The sequence below is a fragment of the Paenibacillus sp. CECT 9249 genome, from assembly GCF_918697855.1.
In the GTDB taxonomy this organism is placed as follows: domain Bacteria; phylum Bacillota; class Bacilli; order Paenibacillales; family Paenibacillaceae; genus MSJ-34.
This window is the reverse complement of record NZ_CAKKLI010000002.1, coordinates 217,234-238,802: the sequence shown is the minus strand read 5'-3', so window position 1 is coordinate 238,802 and position 21,569 is coordinate 217,234. Positions and strand designations below refer to the sequence as shown.

Below are 21,569 nucleotides of genomic sequence, written 5' to 3'. Positions count from 1 at the left end.
CGCGAAAATATCCGTTACCGTCGAAGTAGAAGCGAAATCGCATACTTTGCGCTCGGGGAGGGGAAATATGAAAGCGCTTCGAAATGTTGCCCGCGGTTTCTATCGCAATAAAGCTTTTCTGTTGATGGTGCTGCCCGGTGCGGTCTGGTTTTTGCTCTTTTCCTATTTGCCAATGGTCGGCACGGTCGTCGCATTTAAACAATATCGTTTTCACCGCGACGGTTTCTGGGCGAGTATCGTGAACAGCAAATGGCTCGGCTTGAACAATTTCGAGTTTCTATTCACGACGAACGACGCGTTCGTGATTACGCGGAACACCATTCTGTACAATGCGGTATTTATCGTCAGCGGATTGGTCGTCTCGGTCATGATGGCCGTTATACTAAGCGAAATCGCGAATAAAAAGTTGGCGAAGCTGTATCAGACCGGCATGTTTCTGCCCCATTTCCTGTCATGGATTATCGTCAGCTATTTTGCGTTCAGCTTTCTCAGCGTCGATAAAGGCGTGCTGAATCGGATCATTGCCTTCTTCGGAGGAGAAGCGGTTCCCTGGTATTCGGATACGACGTATTGGCCGTATTTTCTCGTCGCGATGAATCTATGGAAAACGGTCGGATATTCGAGCGTCATCTATTTGGCGGCGATCGTCGGCATCGACCGGTCGTATTACGAGGCGGCGATGATCGACGGGGCGAACAAGTGGCAGCAAGTCCGCAACATTACGCTCCCGATGATCAGGCCGTTGATCGTTGTTTTGACGCTGCTGGCGATCGGGCGGATTTTCTATGCGGACTTCGGGCTGTTCTACCAAGTGCCGCGAAATTCGGGATCGCTGTATCCCGTCACCAACGTCATCGACACGTACGTCTTCCGCGGGCTGAAAGTGAGCGGCGAGATCGGCATGACGACCGCGGCCGGGCTGTATCAATCGCTTGTCGGATTCGTACTCGTCCTGACTTCCAACTATGTCGTTCGCAAAATCGATAAAGACCAGGCGCTGTTCTAAGCGCCCGGATAGGCGAAAGGAGGGGGAACGTTGGATAACGCCGCGACGAGAAGAAGGGATATTCATAGGCTGCCGCCGCTATGGAATGCGGCTTGTCATGCGATTGCGGGGCTGTTCGCTTTTGCGTGCGTGTTTCCTTTTTTGTTCGTATTCATCATCTCTTTGACGGACGAAGAGACGTTGTCGCTTAACGGGTACAGCATTTTTCCCGCCAAATGGAGCGCGGCCGCTTATCAATATTTGTTCAAAACGGGAGACCAACTATTGCGGTCGTATGGAATAACGATTTTCATCACGATCGTCGGCACGGCGATCAGTTTGGCCGTCATCTCGCTGTACGCCTATGCGCTGTCGCGAAAAGCTTTTAAGTATCGGGGACTGTTCTCGTTCATTGCGTTCTTCACCTTGCTGTTCAACGGCGGCCTCGTACCGTTCTACATCGTGGCAACGCAACTGATGCATTTGAAGGACTCCGTCTGGGCGTTGATTCTGCCGTTGACCGTCAACGCGTTCTATATTTTGATCATGCGAACGTTCTTTGCGACGATGGTTCCCGATGCGATTATCGAATCCGGAAAGATGGACGGAGCCGGCGAATTCACAATTTTCGCCAGACTTGTGCTCCCGCTGTCTCTGCCGGGGCTCGCGACGATCGGGCTGTTCAGCACGCTCGGGTATTGGAACGATTGGTTCAACGCGCTGTTGTTCATCGACGAGCCGAAGCTGGTTCCGCTGCAGTCCATGCTGATGCGCATCGAGAACAATATGCAGTTTATTTTGCAAAATTCCAATTTGCTGAACAGCGGGGGACAAGGTTTGGAAGTGATCCGGTCGATGCCGGCGGACACGGCGCGCATGGCGATGGTCGTTTTGGCGACAGGCCCGATAGTGCTCGCTTACCCGTTCTTCCAGCGATATTTCATCCAGGGCTTGACGATCGGCGCCTTGAAGGAATAACCGAATCAAAGGGAGGAAAAAAGAATGGTTCAAAAGGCAAGAAAAAGTTGGTTGATGTCGCTCGCGTTGGTCCTTCTTATCGGCTTGACGCTCGCGGGATGCGGCAGCGGCGGCGCGGGAGGCGGCGATCCGGTTGCGCAGCCGCCGCAAGCGGAAGAGAGCAAGCCGTCCGAGGCTGCCGCGCCGCAGGAGAAATCGGGGAAAGGGGAGCCGGTAGAACTGATCTGGTATATGATCGGCACGCCGCAGAAAGACACTGACAAAGTGTTTGAGGAACTGAGCAAGTACACGAAAGAGAAAATCAACGTGACTGTGAAAATGAAGCTGCTCGACTGGGGCGATTACGATACGAAAATGCCGGTGATCGCCGCGTCGGGCGAGCCGTTCGATATCGCCTTTACCTGCTCCTGGGCATTCAATTATGTCAATAACTCGCGCAAAGGCGCATTTCTGGAATTGAACGAATTGCTCGACCAATACGGGCAAGGCATTAAAGATGCGCTGCATCCGGCGTTTTTGGAAGGCGCGAAAGTAGACGGCAAAATCTATGCCGTCCCGACGAACAAAGAGCTCCCGGCGCAAAATGTATGGCGTTTCAATCAGCAACTGCTCGAAAAATACGATTTGGATATTTCCGGCGTCAAATCGCTCGAAAGCTTGGAACCGCTGCTGAAGACGATCAAGGAGAAAGAGAAAGGCATCGTCGTCTATGCGGGCGACAAGAACATTAAGCCGATCATTCCGTTCGACCTGGTGGACGAATCGTTGCCGGTCGGCATGCCGCTCGGCGGCGGAGAGAAACTGGTGAACATTCTGGAAACGCCGGAAATGATGCAAGCGTTCGAAACGATGCACAAATATTATAATGCCGGATACATGGCCAAAGACATTGCGACGCTTACTTCGTCCGATCACGACAAAACGGGCAAATGGTTCGCCGACAAGGCGAATACGGCTCCGCTCGCGGATAACCTATGGTCCGCTTCATACGGGTACAAGGTCGTATCGACTCCCGCCGACGATCCGCTCGTCTACAACTGGTCCGTTACGGGAAGCATGAACGCCATATCCGCCACGTCCGAGCATCCGGTCGAAGCGATGAAATTTTTGAACTTGCTGAACACGGATCCTTATGTAAGAAATATGGTTGGCTACGGGATCGAGGGCGTTCATTACAAGAAAATCGGCGAGAACCGCATCGAATTGCTGCCCGCCTCCACGGAAAGCTATGCCGTTCCGGGCTTCGCGCTTGGCAACGTTATGATTACGTACTTGCAGAAGGACGATCCGGATAATAAATGGGAAGAGTACGAGAAATTCAACAATTCCGCCCAAAATGCGCCGCTGCTCGGCTTCAACTTCGATCCGACGCCGGTGCAGAATGAGATCGCCGCGCTGCGGAACGTGAAGGAGGAATTTTATCCGCCGATCATGACCGGCACGGTCGATCCGACGAAGGCGGTTCCGCAAGCGATCGAGAAATTCAATGCGAACGGTTTGGCGAAAGTGATGGAAGAAATGCAGCGCCAGTACGACGAATGGAAAGCGAAGCAATAAGGCGGGGTATGGCAAGGATTGGGGCGGAACATACTAAAAATGCATGTTTCAAAAAGTCAGCAGGCTAATACCGACGAGAAAGGAAGATGACTTATGGACCAATCCCCTCAAGACGGCCGGAAGAAGATGTCCCCGGCCGAAGCGGAGCGATCGAACGCGGAAGTTCTCGACGACGATCCGAAGCTGGACCCGTTCGAGATCGAGTTTCTGCCGGAGTTCCGCGAAGGGAGAGGGCCGGAGGGCCCGTTCGTCAACGAATTCGGCGTTGTGATCGGAGACCATGAGTACGAATCGCCGCAATCGCCGCTGCAGCAATGGTCGGAGGAAACCGAGCCCGAAGTGATGTCCGGGGACCAGTGGGTTCATCCGTTTAAAGATATCGGCTTCCGAACTTCCGCCAACCGCGCCATATTCGAGAAAGGCGAAGATCCGCGGCAGGGATCGTTTATGCACCCGCCGCTGCAAACATCCAATTTGGCCGGTCCGCCGCGCAGGCCGAGGGAAGATTCCGATCCGAGCGGGCCGGAGCGGGAGAACGGCTAAGCGATGACGGCTGCCGCGCGTTGCGCGCTTGGATGCTGTGCGACGCAGACAGGCATCGCAACGTTGGTAGCCGCCGCTCGCCCGGCCGGAACGAGGCTTGCCCCCTAGAGGCGGCCTCTTCTTTTTTTATTCGTCCCGAAAGGAATTATGAGATTGGCTTATAATGCAGGAATTCCGCCCTAACCATCCCATTTTCCATCGAAGCGAGTAAAAAGATGCATGTTGCCGCACGCCGCGCTCGGGCTGCACGGGCGAGAGGCGCTACGCGGTATGGCGCTATGCGCCGTGGTCGCGGGGGGCTGCGAGCCCATGCCTCGCGGTGCGGGCTGCTTGGCCGCGTATGGTGCCTATGCGCCCTGCTGCGAGCCTGGAATCGCCGGTCGAGCAACTGTAACGAAAGTGAGCGCTCTTATTTTCGATTTTTTAGCATAATTGAAAATGTAACGGATCCGGACGACGCTATTTGCTCGTAAATGTTCGGAAAGACGTTCTACTGGCACAATAACGTCCCCTACATCCGTTACATTTTGCAAAACCGCCTATTGAGCCGCAATAACGGCTGTGAGATCCGTTACAAGTATACAACGGCATCGAACAGACGCGTCGGAAAGCGAAACGGGCCTCATGCGCCGGAATTTTCCGGCATATTGATTGAGGCAGGCGTCAATTTCCATCATACCGCGCAGCGGCTGACGACCCGTCGGGCCGTCGGGCGGACTAAACGAAACATATACACGCTATTAGCCCGTAAATCACCTTGTTGCCGGCGTAACGAAACTCGAACACGCTAATGAGGGGGAAAAAGGCGGTAAAACGGCCGATTTCCAATGAATAGCGATACGTACTTTCGTTAGGATGGGAAAGTCCTCATTTTGAGCCCAATAAGGATTACCAGTTTCGCTAGCGCCCAAACAGAGCGCCGCCGCGCGAACCCGCGTGTCCTCCTTTCAAAAAACAAGTTGAACAGGAACGTTTGTTTGGTATAATAGAGACAAACCATAACAGACGGGAAGTGAGAATGGAATGACGACGAGATGCGGCTGGGTGAATGAAGATCCGTTATATGTCGAGTACCATGACCGCGAATGGGGCGTGCCTGTGCACGACGACGGCAAGCTGTTCGAAATGCTGATTCTTGAAGGAGCGCAGGCGGGACTCAGTTGGTATACGATTTTGAAAAAAAGGGAAGCGTACCGCGAAGCGTTCGATCGTTTCGATCCGCATAAGGTGGCGCGGTATGACGGGGAGAAAATCGAGGAATTGATGAACAACGCCGGAATTGTGCGCAACCGGTTGAAGATCAACGCGGCCGTCACCAACGCGCAGGCGTTTTTGCGCATCGCCCAGGAGTTCGGCTCGTTCGACCGTTATATTTGGCAGTTCGTCGGCGGCAAGCCGATACGCAACGCGTGGACGGAGCTGAAGGAAGTCCCCGCCAAGACGGCGGAGTCCGACGCGATGAGCAAAGACTTGCGGAAAAGGGGCTTCAAGTTCGTCGGATCTACGATCTGCTATGCCTATATGCAGGCCGTCGGCATGGTGAACGATCATCTTACAAGCTGTATTTGTTACGAACGGAATCGCTGACGGGGAGCAGCGATTTTTTTCATGTCCGCCGATTTTTTTATTCGCGAAGGGGGATTCCGGCGCGAATTTCGAATAGTATGAAAGAGACATGAAATTGGTTCGTTAGACTGCCGGAAAAGGTGGGACGTGAAGATGCGCCAGTACCGGGATTATAAAGCGGTCTTTGCCGGGATTCCGAAGCCGTTCGCATACGTCGATCTCGATCTGCTCGCCGAGAATATTCGGCAAATCGCGGCGCGCGCGGGGGGAAAGCGAATCCGGATCGCGAGCAAGTCGCTGCGCTGCGTAGACTTGATGAAACGGATTATGAATGCGGACAACTTATTTCAAGGCGTCATGTGTTATAGCCCATTGGAAGCGCTTTACTTGGCGGATCGGGGCTTTGACGATTTGTTGATCGGTTACCCGGCATGCGAGCCGGAACAACTCGCGCGGATCGGGCGATACGCGAAGGAAGGGAAGCAAATGACGCTTATGGTCGATTCGGCCGCCCATGTCGAATTGATCGAAGCGGCTGCGGAGCGGGAGGGCGTCTGCATCCCGGTCTGTATCGATATCGATATGTCGCTGGACGTTCCGGGCCTGCATTTCGGCGTATGGCGTTCGCCGCTGCGCTCGCGCGAAGCCGTCGCCGATTTGATGCGGCTGATCGCCGCTTCCAAACGGGTCCGCCTCGAAGGGATCATGGGCTATGAGGCGCAAATTGCCGGAGTTGGCGACCGGATGCCCGGACAAAGGCTGAAAAATACGGTCGTCCATTGGTTGAAACGGCGTTCGGCCCGCGAAGTTCGAGAACGGAGAGCGCACGCGGTACAATTGGCGGGCGAATTAGGCCAGCCGCTCCGCTTCGTCAACGGGGGCGGAACGGGCAGCTTGCAGACGACGGCGCTCGAACCGGCGGTGACGGAAGTGACGGCGGGCTCCGGCTTTTACGCTCCCGCACTATTCGATTATTACCGCGATTTCCGGTTGCTGCCGGCGGCGGGTTATGCCGTGGAAATCGTGCGCCGGCCGCGCTACGATCTGTACACATGCGCCGGCGGCGGCTATACCGCGTCGGGATCCGCGGGACGTGAGAAACTGCCGGCGCCCTACTTGCCCGCGGGAGCCGAACTGCTGCCGCTCGAAGGCGCGGGCGAAGTGCAGACGCCGGTTCGGTATCGCGGGGACGAACCGCTGGAGCTCGGCGATCCGATTTTTATGCGTCATGCCAAGGCGGGAGAGTTATGCGAGCGGTTCGATCGGCTGCTTCTCGTTTCGCAGGGCCGGATCGTCGGCGAAGCTCGCACATATCGGGGGGACGGACAATGTTTTCTGTAGAAGAGGTGCGCCTGAACAAGAACGGATGGCAAAATTGGTCGGGCAGCGTGAGCAGTACGCCAAGCGGCGTTGCATATCCGCGCAGCGTCGAGGAAGTCGTCTCGCTCGTGAAGCAATGCGCGGCCAAGGGTACACGGTTGCGCGTCGTCGGATCGGGCCACTCGTTCACCGGGTTGGTTCAAACCGACGAACTGATGGTTTCGCTCGACTTGCTGCAAGGAGTCGAATCCGTCGACATGGACGAAGGCACGGCAATCGTGTGGGCCGGCACCAAATTGAAGCGGCTCGGGGAAGAACTGTTCGAACACGGCGTTGCGCAGGAGAATTTGGGGGACATCAATGCCCAGTCGATTGCCGGCGCCGTCAGTACGGGGACGCATGGAACCGGCATCGGATTCGGGAGCCTATCCACCCAACTTGCCGGCATAACGGCGGTAACGGCGGCGGGGGAAGTGGTGGAATGCTCGGCGGACCGGCAGCCCGAGCTGTTCCGGGCGATGAGAGTGTCGCTCGGCATGCTCGGCATTATCGTGCAAGTGAAGCTGCGCGTCGTGCCGGCATTGCCGTTACGCTACGAAAGCCGGCGAATGCCGTTCGACGAATGCTTGCGGCAACTGGAACGGTTGAAGACGGAGAACCGCCATTTTGAATTTTACTGGTTCCCTTATACGAATATCGCCCAAGTCAAGACGATGAACGAGACGGAAGAAAAGCCGGGGAAACCGAGCCGATGGAACGAATGGAAAGTGATGGCGATGGAGAACGGCGTCTTCTGGCTGTTGTCCGAAGCGTGCCGGCTCTTTCCGGGATTATGCCGACCGGTAAGCCTGTTATCCGCCAAAGGCGTGCCGAACGTGCGGGAAGTCGGGTACGGCCATCGGCTGTTCGCGACGCCGAGACTCGTGCGGTTTCAAGAAATGGAGTATAACGTCCCTGCGGATGCGATGAAGCCGGTGCTTGCGGAGATTCGGTCATGCGTGGAACGGAACCGGTTCGCGGTACATTTTCCGATCGAATGCAGGTACGTCAAGGGAGACGATATTTGGCTCAGTCCCGCATACCGGCGCGACTCCGCCTATATTGCGGTGCATATGTACCGGGGAATGCCGTACGAGCGGTATTTCGCTTGTTTGGAGGAAATATTCCAGCATCATGGCGGACGTCCGCATTGGGGGAAAATGCATACGATGCGAGCGGAGCGGCTGGCGGCCGCCTATCCGATGTGGAACGAATTTCTGCGCATCCGCGAAGGGCTCGACCCGCAGGGCATGTTCGTGAATTCGTATTTAAGCGAACTGATAGGCATAGAGCGGAAGCGGCTTAGTCCCGTCTAATCTTGCGAAGTGAGACAAGAGGGCGGCAGCCGCTATGGGGCCCCGCCCGCTCTCTTGCGCCGATTAATCCAGAACGGCCTTGATATGTTCCTTCGTCACGGCCCAATGGGTCGCGCTCCAATATTTCGCCTTATCCTTAATATAAATGATTTGCGGGGACTCGTGCTTCAAGGCGAGATCTTCCGCGATTTGGTTCGAAACCGGGCGGCTCTCGATCACTTTGACGAGAACGTAGTCGAGGCCTTCGTTCGGCTGATCTTGCAAATATTGTTCGTATTCGCGCAGCGCGTTGGCGCTGACCGGGCAAGTCGTACTATGTTTCAACACGACCTGGCCGCGATTCGCGGACGCTTCCAGCATATGATTCCATTCGTCGATGGACGTAATTTCTTTCCATTGCATACCGACATGGCTCCTTTCTATAGTTACTTCATATAAGTTCTATTCTACTATACCATAAGGACGGCGAGTCCTACATAGATGCAGGAAGCTCTCCATGCGGAGAGCTTACGTAAACAGCTTCAGGCCGATCGCGCCGGCGAGCACTAAAGCGATAAAAAAGACGCGCCGCCAATCCTTGGATTCGTTATACAGAAACATGCCGACGAGCGCGCCGCCGACCGTTCCGATCCCGGTCCAAATCGCATAGGCGGTTCCCATCGGAATCGAATTCATCGCGACCGACAGCAAGGAGAAGCTTGCCGCAAAGGATATGATTAACAAGAGATAAGATTGCAATTTACCGTTTGTCGCCACCTTTTTAATCCCGATGACTCCCGTTACTTCGCAGAGGCCTGCCAATACCAGACATAACCAAGCCATTATGCGTCCGCCTCCTTTTCCTTTTCTCCCGTAACCAGTTTCAATCCGATTACGCCGGAGAGCAGAACGAGAACAAGCAATATTTTGACCATGTTAAACGGTTCCCCGAATAAGAGCATTTCCGTCAGGACCGTACCGGCGGTGCCGATCCCGGCGAAGACGGCGTACACCGTGCCGACCGGCAAAATTTTCGCCGCGCGAATGACGACGACAAACGAGATGGCGATCGCGATCACGGTCAGCGCCCATTCCCACCATACGGCGGAGTGCTTGAGTCCGGAAACCCATAAAATTTCGATGATGCCGGCAATCAATACATATACCCAGCCTTTATTGGCTTGTTTCATGATTCTCTCCCCCAATGATGACTACTTGCAAATTCCGCGCCAAAACAATGTCCAGGAAGCGTCCAGCCTTTTGCGGAAACGGTCGGCGCCTCCGTACAGCATTTCCACCAGGTTGCCGTCCAACAGGCACATGAAGGCCGCCGCCGCTTGATTGGCGTCGATGCTGTCGATTTCCCCTGTTGCGGAAGCCTCGGTAAAAATACGGGCAAGCAGCAGTTCCAATTGATCCAAGTAGGCATACACTTGCTCCATGATTTCATCGTATAGCGCCGGCGGGGGAAAATAAGACATCCGCAGCCAAAACTTCATTTTATCGTTGCGCTCGTACCGCTCTTGATATTGGGCCAGCATTTCATACAGCCGCGCGTGCAGCGGCGAATGGCTGTTCAAGGCGAAATAATCGCGTACAAACGCCAATTCTTCGTGGAACACTTCTTGCACGACATGGAGGAACAAATCCTCTTTTCCTTTAAAGTGTGCGTAAATCGAAGGTTTTTTAATGCCGACCTCTTCAGCAATATTTGCTAGCGAACTGCCGTCATATCCGTACTTGGCGAAATGGGCCAGGGCCACCTCCTGAATTCGCTTTGCGGTCATGGATGATGCACCTCCTTTTCCTACCTAACGATCGTTAGTTAATAATATCTCACATTATATGCCCGGTGTAAAGGGGATCATTTGAAATAAATGAAAAGAGCGTCCTTCCTTTCAATCCGCTTTTTGGGTATCATAATAGTCATAAAACAATCGGTTCAAGAGGGGAATACAGGTGAGGCGTTCAGTCATTGTTATCGTATTTATCATTATCCTCGGCGGATTGGCCTATTATAGCGGAGGTTATATCAACAATCTGATTCCGAAAATGTTCAGCGTGCTCCTTTCGTTGTCCGTGCTTTCCATCGGGGTCGTTATCTTTTTGGAAAATCGTCATCCATCCAACACCGTTGCCTGGATTCTTCTGCTTGCGCTCATTCCCGTCGTCGGTTTCGTATTTTATTTATTGTTCGGGCAAAACTACCGGAAACGGCGGCGGTTCGACCGGAAAGCGATTCAGGATAAGGAAGTCCATCGCAGCATCGACCAATTGACGACAAGGCAGCGGGCGGAATTGGAGGAATTGACGCAAAACCAGCAGAAGCTGCTGCATTTATCCCATAAAATCTCCGATAGCGTCATCTCGTTTTCGACCAATACGAAAATTTTAACGAACGGGGAAGAAACGTTTGCCGCGATTTTGCAGGAATTGGAGAAAGCGGTCCATCATATTCATATGGAATATTACATATACCGCGACGACGCAATCGGGACGCAAATTAAAGACATTCTCGTCGAGAAGGCCCGCGCAGGCGTTGAAGTCCGGTTTCTATACGATGCGGTGGGCAGCTACAAACTGCCCTTCTCCTTCCTGGAAGAGATGCGCAGGGCGGGCATCGAGGTCGTTCCGTTCGAACCGGTCCGGTTTCCGTTTCTGTCGAGCTCGGTCAATTACCGCAACCACCGCAAAATTGTCGTCATTGACGGGAACGTCGGCTTTATGGGCGGATTGAACGTCGGCGACGAATATTTGAGCCGCAACAAAACGTACGGATTTTGGCGCGATACGCATATGTTCGTCAAGGGCGAAGCCGTTCATTCGCTGCAAGCGATATTCGTGCAGGATTGGTTCTATATGACCGGCAAGGCGCATGTCAGCGCGGAATATTTCAGACCCGAGCCGGAGCCGGAAGCCGACGGGGCGGTGCAGATTATCGCCAGCGGTCCGGACAATAAGCGCAAATCGATGAAGCACTTGTTCTTCTCCATGATTACGTCGGCGCGCAAATCGATTTGGATCGCCACTCCGTATTTTATCCCGGACGAAGATATTTTAACGGCGCTGCGGGTGGCCGCCTTATCCGGCATTGAGGTGAAAATATTGTTTCCGGCCAAGCCGGACCGCTGGATGCCGTTTCTGGCGTCGCATTCCTACTTCTCGGGATTGATCGAATCGGGCGTGGACATTTACGAGTACGAAAAAGGATTTCTGCATTCGAAAATATTAATTATCGACGGGGAGACCGCTTCGATCGGCACGGCCAATATGGATATGAGAAGCTTTCATTTGAACTTCGAGGTGAACGCCTTATTGTTTGGGACGGACAGCGTGCAAACGATGGTGAGCGATTTCAAACGGGATTTGAAATATACGAATTTGATCAATCCGGAGAAGTTTGCCCGCCGCAAGGTGATCGTCCGCTTTCTCGAATCGGCGGCGAGATTGTTCTCGCCGTTGTTATAGCGGAACGGTATGTGCCGGGCCCGAAGCAGCGGGTCCGGTTTTTATCGGCATTGATTCAATTTGCGGTATTTCAAAGGGGAAGAGCCGGTCGTTCCTTTGAATATTCTGCCGAAATGGGTTAAATTATCGAAGCCGACGCGCTCGGCAATTTCCGATACCGTTAAGTTGGAGTCTTTCAGCAGCGTACAAGCTTCTTTCACCCGAACATTGTTAACGTATTCAATAAACGTAAAGCCGGTCGAATCTTTGAAAGTTCGGCTTACATGAGAAGGGCTCATATAGAAGTTCTTCGATATATCGTCCAAGGTGAGCCGCTTTGCGTAATGATGGTTGATGTAATTGACGATGCGGGAAATTTGTTTATGGGTGCGGTTCGATTCGATGTAGAGGCCGCGATGCCCGCTATGTTGTTTGCGCCCGATGAAAATGAGCAGCTCGATGAGCAGCAATTTCAGGTAAAGATCGGACTGCGGCGATTGGTTCGTATGTTCGGCAATCATTTTATGAAACAGCCCTTCGACAAAACCTTGCTCTTGAGCCCGCAGCTTGATCGCACTCGATCCGGATTGGAAGCAGGAACAAGGATCGAAAGCTTCCCCCGCCGCCAAAAAGCCTTCGAGAAACTCCTTCTTGAACTGCAGCGTCACTCTCTCGTACATTGAACCGTTCGAATTGATTAGTTTATGGATATCGTTCATATTAATCAGCAGGAGAACGCCGCCAACGACCTGGTACGTTCGATCCCCGATAAAATAATAGAGCTCGCCGGAAATGATATATAGAATTTCGTAAGCGTCATGATAATGATCGGAAGGGATGCTGGAATGCGTTTTCCGTTCGCGGCTAATGCCAAAAAGATCCGATTTGTAAAATTTCATTGCCCAAACAACCCCCTGTAATACAAGAATGCGCTTTCATTGATCATATCACGCGGCATTGTGTTTTGCAAGTAGAAAATGCTTAGATTTGCAGCCAAAAGTGCCAAGCCCACTTGCCAGCATCGAGGCTACATCGGAATTCGTTCCATAGCTTGCTTGAAACGGAAACTCTCGCCTGTGAAGGAGAGAATATGAGCATGGTGCACAAGACGATCAACAAGTGCTGAAGTAAGCTTCGTATCGCCGAATATCGACGTCCATTGACCAAACTCCAAGTTGGACGTAACGATCACACTCTGTTGCTCATAGCAGTCCGCTATCACGTTAAATAATAACTCAGATCCGGTTTGGCTGAACGGGACGTAACCAACCTCATCGAGAATGAGTAATTCAACCTTCCTCAACTTATCTTGAAACCGGCTAAGCGTACCCGACGCAAATTTCTCCTGCAGCACGGCGACTAAATCAGAGGCTCGGTAGAACTGCACGGCTTTACCTCGGCGACAAGCCTCCACACCCAGCGCTGTTGCCATATGTGTCTTGCCCGTGCCTACGGCTCCCATTAAGAGCAAATTCTCCTTGCGTTCTACCCATTCCAATCCCTGAATGATCTCTGGACTGCTGCCGTTCGGAAAAGAGATATGGTCATAGACATATCCCTCAAAAGTCTTAATATGCGGAAATCCTGCCTGCTGGACGAGCTTCCCCAGCTTGGCACGGCGGCGACCGTCCAATTCCGCACTAAGAATTTGTTCCACAATGCTGCGAATCTCCTCATTCTGTTGAAGCGATATATAGTCCATGACATGCGCCAATCGCAGCTGCCGACATAAATCCACTAGTTCTGTCGCCATCTTAACTTACCCCCACAAGTTGATCATAGCGCCCAAGAGAGCCATCTGAACGAGTCCCCGGTGGCGACAGCGTCTCCTCCCACGTAACCGGCAAGTCTCGGCTTCCATGTTTCATGCCAAGGACGGCCGTGACGCGGGTAACCACCGTATTCTGGCCTAGCAAGGCGACTGCCTCTTGGATCTGTTCTATGGTGTACACATCGCTCCAGTGCGACAGTGCCTGAAGGCGTTCTTTTCGCTCATCCAGATCTTTCACCGTCACATACGCTTGCAATGTCTCTGGCAGCATGCGTAGGAACTGTGAATGTGTAACGCTGCGCGGCTTTCTAAGCCAACCGGTAAATACTTTCGACCACGGAACGTCCGCAGTACGTCCCGTATAAGGTCGGGGTACCTCCCGAAGCTTTTGATGGTGGCCGTTTAAAATGATCAGACGATCCCAGAACGTTTGGATCAGTACCTCGCTACCTGGCGCAACCATTCCCAGTAACGGAATTGTCGTATCTTCAATCCGAATCTCCCCGTACTTGTTGACCACCGCAGTCGCCAACCGAAAGGCCTCAAATCCGTGTTCCGGCAATGTAAGTAGCTTACGGCGGTCATCCTCCCATAGATCAGCGATCCGGCGGTTTTGAGCATAATGCTGGCGTTCACGATCTAGCATGGCCTGCTCAGCGAAATACGCAGCAAGCTGTTCATGGCTTTCATAAATTGGAATGGGGACGGCCCAGTTTCGCTTGGAGTACCCGCATTTGTTCTCCACATGACCTTTTTCATGGCCACTGTACGGATTGCAGAATACGGCTTCGAACCGGTAATGGGCGCAAAATCGCTGAAAGCCTTCTGTTAATTGCCGTTCGCCTTGCTTCTCAATATGAACGACGGCAGCAGACAGGTTGTCAAACCAGATACGCTGGGGAACACCACCCGCTTGCTCAAAGATTTGCTTCATTGCTTCCAGGAAGCATTCTAGGTTCTCAGCAGGAGTTGGATAGACGAAAGCGGCGTTGCTATACGGGAAGGACATCACCAGTAACTTGTATGTAAGCAATTGATGTCCTCGACTCACCTCGAGAGTAGTAAAATCCACTTGTGCCTCTCCAGGCGGATGTTCGAGTCGTTCATACGTTTTAGCGCGTTCCAGTTCCAATTCGCTCTTTCGTTTCTGCACATAGGCTAGTACCGTACGTTGTCCGCCTGTAAATTGATGTTCGTCTCGCAATCGTTGGAATATGCGTACACCTGAATGACGTTGCTTTCGGGGGAGCAAGCGATCCTCCTCCAACCACGTGTCGACGATCTCCATAAACGGTCCCATTACGGGACTCCTGTTTTTCCGTTTGGTCACCGATGTATTCCAATCCGTTTGATCGGCATATTTTTTTGCAGTTCGCCAATGAACCCCCACACGCTGTGCAATCTCATTTACCGAACAGCCTTCTACTTCACGCAAAAACCTGATATATTGTTGTTGAGGCATTTTCAACATCCTTTCTTTCTCCTCTCGCTACGTTGTCGACAAACATAACGATAGGATGATAGTGGGATGCTGACAAGTGTCTCTTTTTTGCATCTTAATTCGGCATTTTTACGCTGCAATATTAGGCATTTCTATTATGCAATAAACAGGCATGATGGATTGAATACTGTTTTACAATCTTTTACTTGGCGTTTATATCTAGCTAACATTCGCAACGGATAAAAGAGGGCATCATTTTCGCAATAAACGTTGAAAATCGAAGTTTTTGAGAAAATATGTAGAGAATGTTTGCGAATGATTGCGCTATAGTAAACTCAGATTCGGCTGGTTGATGGACCGAATACTTCGGCAAAGGGGGAGATCAGCGTTAGGCTATTGAAATGAGCGTTTTTTGCACTACAAAAGTTTAAGCGCTTTAATTAATGAGAAAGCGAGGTACGAAGTTCAAATGAAAAGCAAAGTAACGAAGAAATGGCAGCGAACGATATCTCTATTGCTCATCCTGATGTTGTTGCCGTTCCAAACGGCGGGAATCGTATCCGCCAACGAGCCCGACGGCGGGGGGGAGGCATCCGGTCCGGAAGTCATTGCGGAATGGGGCTTCGGCCGGGACTACGCTTACGATGAAGGGGTCGTGTCCGCTACATACGGAGCTTACCGAACAGCCTCGACGATTCGGGCGATAGGCGGTCCGCAGAAAGAATATGTGAGCGGCGACGGACTTCAATATCAAGGTTGGGACAAAGGAACAGGCGCCAAATATTGGCTGGCGGCAATCTCGACCAAAGGCTTCAAGCATATTACGTTATCGTCCCAGCAGAAATCTTCGGGATCGGGACCGCGCGATTTCAAACTCGAAATCAGCAGCGACGGACAGAATTGGGTAACGGTCGAAAATCTAGTGCTGGAAAAAGGAAGCTATACCTGTAATGAATGCAAGCTAGACGAAACGCCGCTTCCAGAGGCTGCCGATAATCAGGATTTGCTGTTTATCCGCTGGATCGTCGCTTCCACGACTGCAACCGACTCCAACGCGAACGCCGAAGTGGGACCGTACGGTTCCAGCTATTTGAAGGACATTCGCGTGCAAGGCGAGAGACAGGCCGGCGCGATCATCGAAGCTCCGACGGCGGCAATTTCGACAACGCCGCGGGACGGGGAAGAAGTAGCCGTCCATACGGCAATCCATGTAGAGTTCAATAAAGCGATCAAGACGGTTCCGGGCTACAAAGCGAAGATCGTCGATAGCGGCGGTCGCGAGGTGGAGGGTGTTACGGTTGCGCCGAACCGTAGGACGCTCCAAATCGGCCATCCCGGCTTGGAAAGCGAGGAAACCTATACCGTAACCGTACCGCGAGGGCTTGCGGCCGGCGAAGACGATGTTGCGCTCGCCCATGATATCGTCTGGAGTTTTAAGACGAAGAAGCAAGATCAATCCGTCATTGCGGAATGGGTATTTCAGAACGAGGGGGACAACGGAACGTTTGTCGCTACGGGCGGACAATATCAAGCGGCGTCGATCTTGAGCAATGTAGGCGGCGTATTCGAAAGCTATAACAGCGGCAAGAAAGAAATCAGCTATCAAGGTTGGGACGAAGGCGAAGGCAAGAAATATTGGCTCGCAGCGGTCTCCACGGCCGGTTACCGGAACATCGCGTTATCTTCCGAGCAAAATTCGTCGGGATCGGGCCCGAACGATTTCAAGGTGCAGATCAGCACCGATTATCGGCAAACGTGGTCCGATGTCGAGGGCGGCATCGTGCACATGAACGTAACATCCAGTTACGACTGCCCGGACAATAGCTGCAAGCTGATCAATGTGCCGCTGGCGGGTGCGGACGATAAAGATTTGATATACATTCGCTGGGTCGTAAATTCCAATAAGGCGACGAACACAAAGGATAATCCGTCCGGCATCGGCGGGGGAGGCTCCAGCAGAATACGGGACATTCGCGTAACAGGGGACCGCATCGCCGGGACCAATCCCGTAATGCCTACGATTGACCTCGTCCGGCTGCCTAAGGACGGCGCGGAAGAAGTATCGGTCGCCGCGCCTGTGACGGTGAAATTCAACAAGCCGATCTCGGTTGCCGAAGAACAAGTCATCGCCATTATCGATAACGAGAATCGTAAGTTGGACAATGTAACAACAAAAATCGTTAACGGCAATACGTTGCAATTGGACCATCCGGCATTCGCCTACGGCAAGACGTATACGGTCACGATTCCGAAAACGGCGATTCAAGGCGACGATAACGTTGCGCTCGTGCGTGATATTTCCTGGAACTTTACCGTTCAGGACTCGCCTTACACGCCGAAATTAATCAACATGAGCTTTAACGCCGATCCTAGAACGGGCATTGCGTTTGCTTGGTATACGGATGCGATGACCGATACGAAAGTGCAAGTTGCCCAAGCTGCCAAGGCCGCCGGAGCGGCATTCCCGGAGCAAGAAGCGTTGGAGTTCGCAGGTACCGGGGAAGAGATCGAGACATTTATGGCGAAAGCCGACCGCTCGAGCGGGAAGAAGGCGAAGTTCATCAGCCATAAAGCGATAGCAGATCGGTTGAAGCCAGGCACGAAATATCTATTCCGCGTCGGCAACGGTCAGGAGTGGAGCAACATCGGTTCCTTCACCACCGATGCGGCGGAACATCAGCCTTATCGTTTTATTGTCGGATCGGATTCGCAAGCGTCGAGCAAGGCGAATTTCGAGCCTTGGGCGGATACGTTCAAGAAAGCGCGCGATTATATCGGCGATCCGAAGTTTCTGATCAGCGCCGGGGACTTGGTCGATAACGGCGATTTGGAGGAACAATGGCAATGGATGCTGGGCCTGGCGCAGAATGAGCTTCTGCACGTTCCGTTCGTGCCTGTGCTCGGAGGACATGAAGTTCAAGATTACGACGGGGACGAAACGACCCCTAACAACAATTTCTACAATCATTTCAACTTGCCGAAGCAAGTCGTGGAGAACACCCATGAAGGATCCGTCTATTCTTTCGAATACGGCGACGCGCTTTATATGGTATTCAATTCGCAATATGAGGGCGGCCTTGCCGAGAACGGAACGGATGTCGAATGGGCGGACAAACAATTTTGGGATCAAGTGGCCTGGATGAAGAACACCGTTGCGAAAAGCGACAAGAAGTGGAAGTTCGTTATCTTTCACAAAGCTCCGTATGCGGCGGGCGACAATTCGGCGCAATGGGAAGACGAACGAGTTCAATTTTACAAAAAATATTTAATTCCCGCCTTCGACGAAATGGGCATCGATATGGTGTTCGAGGCGCATGATCATATGTACATGAGATCGTTCCAAATGTACGGGGACGAAATCGTACCCGCGGATCGGTTGTCGAAGGACGAGGACGGCAACGTTCTCAATCCGAAAGGTACAGTCTACCTGATGTCCAATGCGTTCGGAAATAAATTTTATACAAAAAACAATCAATACTACTTGGATGAAAACTGGGAGCCGCATGAAGTATTGGACAAAAACGGAAATCTGATTCCGTACGACGATTATTTCGCCGCGGTGGACGAACAGCCGTTCAAAAAAATGTTTACCGATATGTACGTCTCGGATCAAGTGATGAAGTTTACCGCTTATACGGCGGCGGTTGAAGACGAAGGCAAACAAGAAGCGGTCGGCAACGGATTAATCGCTTACGATCGCTACGGCATTAAGAGAACGGATACCAAACCGGCCAAGGTGGAGCAAGCGAAGGTGGAACTGAACGGCAATCAGGCGGTTCTCGCCTGGAAAGCTCCCGCCGATAGCGAGGAACCGGTCAGAGGTTTCCGGATCTATGAGAAAAACGACAAAGTAAAAACGCACTGGAGCGAATATATCCCGGTTGTCGAAGGGGCGCAGGAGTATCGTTATATTGTTGAAGGCATCAATCCCGGCAAAAATTATGACTTTATTATTAAGGCCGTAGGAAGAAGAGATAATTCCGCGCCGATCGAAGTCAGTACGCTGGGAGGACCTGTCGAGCATGAACCGCCTTCCGCGCCGACGGATTTGCAAGGAACGGGAGTATCGGCTTTCCAAATTAATTTGACCTGGACTGCGTCGCCGGGCGCGATCGCGCCTTCGGGATACCATGTCTACCGCAACGGCGACAGAATCGGAACGACAACCGGGACATCCTATAACGATCTCGGCTTGCAGCCGGATACGTCGTACCGGTATGTCGTGAAAGCCTTTAATGCCGAGGACATCGAATCGCTGGCAAGCAATGAAGCCGTCGTGAGGACGAAACAGGCGCCGGCGGGCGAAGGCCCTCATAAAGCGTTCCCGCAGCATGCCGCCTATGCCGGAGGTTCGATTAAACCGAACCATGTGACGCAGGAACAAATGGATCGGACCGTCGCCCGGTTGTACGACGAGTGGAAAGCGAAATATTTGAAAAAGCACCCGTATCTTCCGGAGTCGGAACCCGATCAATATTATGTATGGTATGCCGACGGAGATTGGTTTGAAGAAGAATATGACGAAGACTTGGGCGTCAACTATTGGGCCACCACCGTATCCGAAGCGCATGGCTACGGAATGCTCATCACCGCCTTGATGGCCGGGCACGACCCGGACGCGAAGCAATATTTTGACGGCATGTTCCGTTATTTCAAAGCGCATCCGAGCGAGATCAACCCGAATTTGATGGCATGGAGACAAGGCGATACGGGCGCGGCCATCGTCGATGTTTCCGGCGTCGATTCGGCTACCGACGGGGACATGGATATCGCTTATGCGTTATTGCTGGCCGACAGCCAATGGGGCAGCGGCGGGGAGATTGATTATTTGGCTGAAGCCAAAAAAGTAATTCATGCGATCATGGAAAGCGAAGTGAACCGCAGCGATTGGATGCTCAGAATCGCCGATTGGGCTTCGAGCGGGAAATGGGCTTCCGCAACCCGCCCTTCCGACTTCATGCTGCAGCATATGAAGGACTACCGCAATGTGACGGGCGACAGCAATTGGGATCGGGTCGTCGATACGACGTATACGATCATTAACGATTTGTATCGTAATTACAGCCCGAATGCGGGCTTGCTGCCCGATTTCGTCTTGAAGAGCGGCGGCAAGTTCGTTCCTGCGGAACCGTATTTCCTGGAATCGGAATATGACGGGGATTATAACTACAACTCTTCCCGCACGCCTTGGCGAATCGGCACCGATTATCTCGTGACGGGAGATGCGCGGGCGAAGGAACAGCTTCGTACGCTGAACGGCTGGATTCGCGGCATCACGGGGGGCGAACCGAATCGGATTCGGGCCGGATATAAGCTGGACGGTTCGGAAGCGATTGCGGATTACGAGGATATTACCTTCTCCGCTCCGCTCATGGTGAGCGCGATGATCGATTCGTCCAATCAGGAATGGCTGAACAAATTATGGGATTACAATGCGGCGGTGCCGACGGAAGAAGACGTCTATTTCGGCAACAACCTGCGTTTGCTCAGCATGATTGTCGTATCCGGCAACTGGTGGTCGCCGACGGTTGTGGATACCGAGGCGCCTACGGAACCGACCATCGAAAGAGCGGAGGCGGTATCCGGTACGGCGGTCGATTTGAAGTGGACCCCGGCCACCGACAATTTGGGCGTCGCGGGCTACAAGATCTACCGCAACGACGTTGAGATCGCATCGACGTCGAAGACGGAATATCGAGACACGGGACTGACCCCTGGCACAACGTATAGATATTTTGTCGTCGCGTACGATGCGGCGGGCAACATGTCGAAAATAAGCAATGTGAGAATCGTGACGACATGGAAGTCTTCTAGCGGTGGAGGCGGAGGCAGCGGAAGCAGCGGCGGAACCGGCGGAAGCGGGTCGGCGCCGAAGCCGTCCGATCCCGGGAAGGAACCGGAAGTAACGCCGGAGCCGGGTACGAAACCGGAAACGCCGAACCCGGCGAAGAAAAGCTTCCATGATGTAGGCGATCGATACGCATGGGCGAAAGAAGCGATCGAAGAACTGGCTGCCGCAGGGATTATCAAAGGAACGTCGGACACCACCTTCGAGCCCGGCAAACGCATTACGAGAGCCGACTTTATTTTGCTGCTGGTGCGACTTTTCGGTCTCGAGGCCGATTTCGACAGCAATTTCGATGATGTCGGTTCGGACTCATATTATTACGATGCATTAGGCATCGCCAAGAAACTGGGCATTGCCAAAGGAGTCGGCGGCAACAATTTCAATCCGAACGCGGAAATTTCCAGGCAGGATATGATGGTGCTGACCGCAAGATTGTTGAAGCAAGCCGGGGAATTGACCGGCAGCGGAGCCGCCGCCGACTTGGGCCAATTTGCGGATGCCGCCAAGGTGGCGGAATATGCCGCGGATAGTGTGGCGGCTCTAGTCAAGGAAGGCATCGTCGAGGGCGACGTCAACGCCATTCGTCCGAAAGAAACGGCAACGAGAGCGGAAGTGGCGGTCTTCATTTATAGAATCTATAAAAAATATCTTTAAATCCAAAGGACCCGGGACTTGATCTCGGGTCCTCAGTCTGTTGATATACGCGGACGGGCTAAACGTATGATGTACCAAATACAACATTTCCTCCTCTTTTCGCTCAGTGAATGCGCCTATGTTGT

General features: G+C 52.8%; 16 protein-coding genes. 9 read left to right on the top strand and 7 right to left on the bottom strand.

The window, feature by feature from the left end; translation table 11 throughout:
- Positions 1-67: 67 nt before the first annotated feature.
- The 7 genes from LQ229_RS03040 to LQ229_RS03010 all read left to right on the top strand — a co-directional run bounded on the left by LQ229_RS03040 (position 68) and on the right by LQ229_RS03010 (position 8,304).
- Complete coding sequence (locus LQ229_RS03040) at positions 68-1,006, top strand: ABC transporter permease subunit (protein WP_230190925.1); 939 nt, start codon at positions 68-70, stop codon at positions 1,004-1,006.
- Positions 1,007-1,066: 60 nt separating this feature from the next.
- A complete protein-coding gene (locus LQ229_RS03035) occupies positions 1,067-1,963 on the top strand; it encodes a carbohydrate ABC transporter permease (protein WP_230190981.1) in 897 nt (298 codons plus the stop codon).
- Positions 1,964-1,987: 24 nt separating this feature from the next.
- Positions 1,988-3,520: an ABC transporter substrate-binding protein gene (locus LQ229_RS03030; RefSeq protein WP_230190924.1), complete on the top strand. Its 1,533-nt coding sequence runs from the start codon at positions 1,988-1,990 to the stop codon at positions 3,518-3,520.
- Positions 3,521-3,613: 93 nt separating this feature from the next.
- On the top strand, positions 3,614-4,063 hold the full coding sequence (locus tag LQ229_RS03025; protein WP_216537410.1) for a DUF3905 domain-containing protein: 450 nt from the start codon (positions 3,614-3,616) through the stop codon (positions 4,061-4,063).
- Positions 4,064-5,086: 1,023 nt separating this feature from the next.
- The gene (locus LQ229_RS03020) at positions 5,087-5,650 is read left to right on the top strand and encodes a DNA-3-methyladenine glycosylase I (RefSeq protein ID WP_230190923.1); all 564 of its coding nucleotides are present in this window, start codon (positions 5,087-5,089) and stop codon (positions 5,648-5,650) included.
- A gap of 132 nt (positions 5,651-5,782) precedes the next feature.
- On the top strand, positions 5,783-6,970 hold the full coding sequence (locus LQ229_RS03015; protein WP_230190922.1) for an amino acid deaminase/aldolase: 1,188 nt from the start codon (positions 5,783-5,785) through the stop codon (positions 6,968-6,970).
- The gene (locus LQ229_RS03010; RefSeq protein WP_230190921.1) at positions 6,958-8,304 is read left to right on the top strand and encodes a D-arabinono-1,4-lactone oxidase; all 1,347 of its coding nucleotides are present in this window, start codon (positions 6,958-6,960) and stop codon (positions 8,302-8,304) included. The genes LQ229_RS03015 and LQ229_RS03010 overlap by 13 nt, the downstream gene beginning before the upstream one ends.
- 63 nt (positions 8,305-8,367) lie before the next feature.
- Here LQ229_RS03010 and ytxJ read toward each other — a convergent pair whose 3' ends face one another.
- From ytxJ to LQ229_RS02990, 4 genes are all read right to left on the bottom strand, one after another.
- On the bottom strand, positions 8,368-8,706 hold the full coding sequence (ytxJ, locus tag LQ229_RS03005) for a bacillithiol system redox-active protein YtxJ (RefSeq protein WP_216537414.1): 339 nt from the start codon (positions 8,704-8,706) through the stop codon (positions 8,368-8,370).
- A gap of 105 nt (positions 8,707-8,811) precedes the next feature.
- A complete protein-coding gene (locus LQ229_RS03000) occupies positions 8,812-9,126 on the bottom strand; it encodes a multidrug efflux SMR transporter (RefSeq protein WP_216537415.1) in 315 nt (104 codons plus the stop codon).
- The gene (locus LQ229_RS02995; RefSeq protein WP_216537416.1) at positions 9,126-9,473 is read right to left on the bottom strand and encodes a multidrug efflux SMR transporter; all 348 of its coding nucleotides are present in this window, start codon (positions 9,471-9,473) and stop codon (positions 9,126-9,128) included. The genes LQ229_RS03000 and LQ229_RS02995 overlap by 1 nt, the downstream gene beginning before the upstream one ends.
- Before the next feature lie 21 nt (positions 9,474-9,494).
- Complete coding sequence (locus LQ229_RS02990; protein ID WP_230190920.1) at positions 9,495-10,070, bottom strand: TetR/AcrR family transcriptional regulator; 576 nt, start codon at positions 10,068-10,070, stop codon at positions 9,495-9,497.
- A 220-nt stretch (positions 10,071-10,290) separates the two neighbouring features.
- On the opposite strand from LQ229_RS02990, the gene cls reads away from it, so the two are divergent.
- On the top strand, positions 10,291-11,751 hold the full coding sequence (gene cls / locus LQ229_RS02985) for a cardiolipin synthase (RefSeq protein WP_230190978.1): 1,461 nt from the start codon (positions 10,291-10,293) through the stop codon (positions 11,749-11,751).
- A gap of 41 nt (positions 11,752-11,792) precedes the next feature.
- On the opposite strand, the gene LQ229_RS02980 is transcribed toward cls, so the two are convergent.
- The 3 genes from LQ229_RS02980 to istA form a co-directional block, all read right to left on the bottom strand.
- Complete coding sequence (locus LQ229_RS02980) at positions 11,793-12,629, bottom strand: AraC family transcriptional regulator (protein ID WP_230190919.1); 837 nt, start codon at positions 12,627-12,629, stop codon at positions 11,793-11,795.
- Positions 12,630-12,757: 128 nt separating this feature from the next.
- Entirely contained in the window at positions 12,758-13,483 is a 726-nt protein-coding gene (gene istB, locus LQ229_RS02975) for an IS21-like element helper ATPase IstB (protein ID WP_216541451.1), read from the bottom strand.
- A 1-nt stretch (position 13,484) separates the two neighbouring features.
- On the bottom strand, positions 13,485-14,972 hold the full coding sequence (gene istA / locus LQ229_RS02970; protein WP_216541450.1) for an IS21 family transposase: 1,488 nt from the start codon (positions 14,970-14,972) through the stop codon (positions 13,485-13,487).
- 439 nt (positions 14,973-15,411) lie between these two features.
- Here istA and LQ229_RS02965 point away from each other — a divergent pair, with 439 nt between their 5' ends.
- On the top strand, positions 15,412-21,444 hold the full coding sequence (locus LQ229_RS02965) for a glycosyl hydrolase family 8 (protein WP_230190918.1): 6,033 nt from the start codon (positions 15,412-15,414) through the stop codon (positions 21,442-21,444).
- Positions 21,445-21,569 lie beyond the last annotated feature (125 nt).

Coding starts and splice junctions, on each gene's coding strand:
- LQ229_RS03040 (WP_230190925.1), top strand. CDS start 68: ATGAAAGCGCTTCGAAATGTTGCCCGCGGTTTCTATCGCAATAAAGCT.
- LQ229_RS03030 (WP_230190924.1), top strand. CDS start 1,988: ATGGTTCAAAAGGCAAGAAAAAGTTGGTTGATGTCGCTCGCGTTGGTC.
- LQ229_RS03025 (WP_216537410.1), top strand. CDS start 3,614: ATGGACCAATCCCCTCAAGACGGCCGGAAGAAGATGTCCCCGGCCGAA.
- LQ229_RS03020 (WP_230190923.1), top strand. CDS start 5,087: ATGACGACGAGATGCGGCTGGGTGAATGAAGATCCGTTATATGTCGAG.
- LQ229_RS03015 (WP_230190922.1), top strand. CDS start 5,783: ATGCGCCAGTACCGGGATTATAAAGCGGTCTTTGCCGGGATTCCGAAG.
- LQ229_RS03010 (WP_230190921.1), top strand. CDS start 6,958: ATGTTTTCTGTAGAAGAGGTGCGCCTGAACAAGAACGGATGGCAAAAT.
- ytxJ (WP_216537414.1), bottom strand. CDS start 8,706: ATGCAATGGAAAGAAATTACGTCCATCGACGAATGGAATCATATGCTG.
- LQ229_RS03000 (WP_216537415.1), bottom strand. CDS start 9,126: ATGGCTTGGTTATGTCTGGTATTGGCAGGCCTCTGCGAAGTAACGGGA.
- LQ229_RS02995 (WP_216537416.1), bottom strand. CDS start 9,473: ATGAAACAAGCCAATAAAGGCTGGGTATATGTATTGATTGCCGGCATC.
- LQ229_RS02990 (WP_230190920.1), bottom strand. CDS start 10,070: ATGACCGCAAAGCGAATTCAGGAGGTGGCCCTGGCCCATTTCGCCAAG.
- LQ229_RS02980 (WP_230190919.1), bottom strand. CDS start 12,629: ATGAAATTTTACAAATCGGATCTTTTTGGCATTAGCCGCGAACGGAAA.
- istB (WP_216541451.1), bottom strand. CDS start 13,483: ATGGCGACAGAACTAGTGGATTTATGTCGGCAGCTGCGATTGGCGCAT.
- istA (WP_216541450.1), bottom strand. CDS start 14,972: ATGTTGAAAATGCCTCAACAACAATATATCAGGTTTTTGCGTGAAGTA.
- LQ229_RS02965 (WP_230190918.1), top strand. CDS start 15,412: ATGAAAAGCAAAGTAACGAAGAAATGGCAGCGAACGATATCTCTATTG.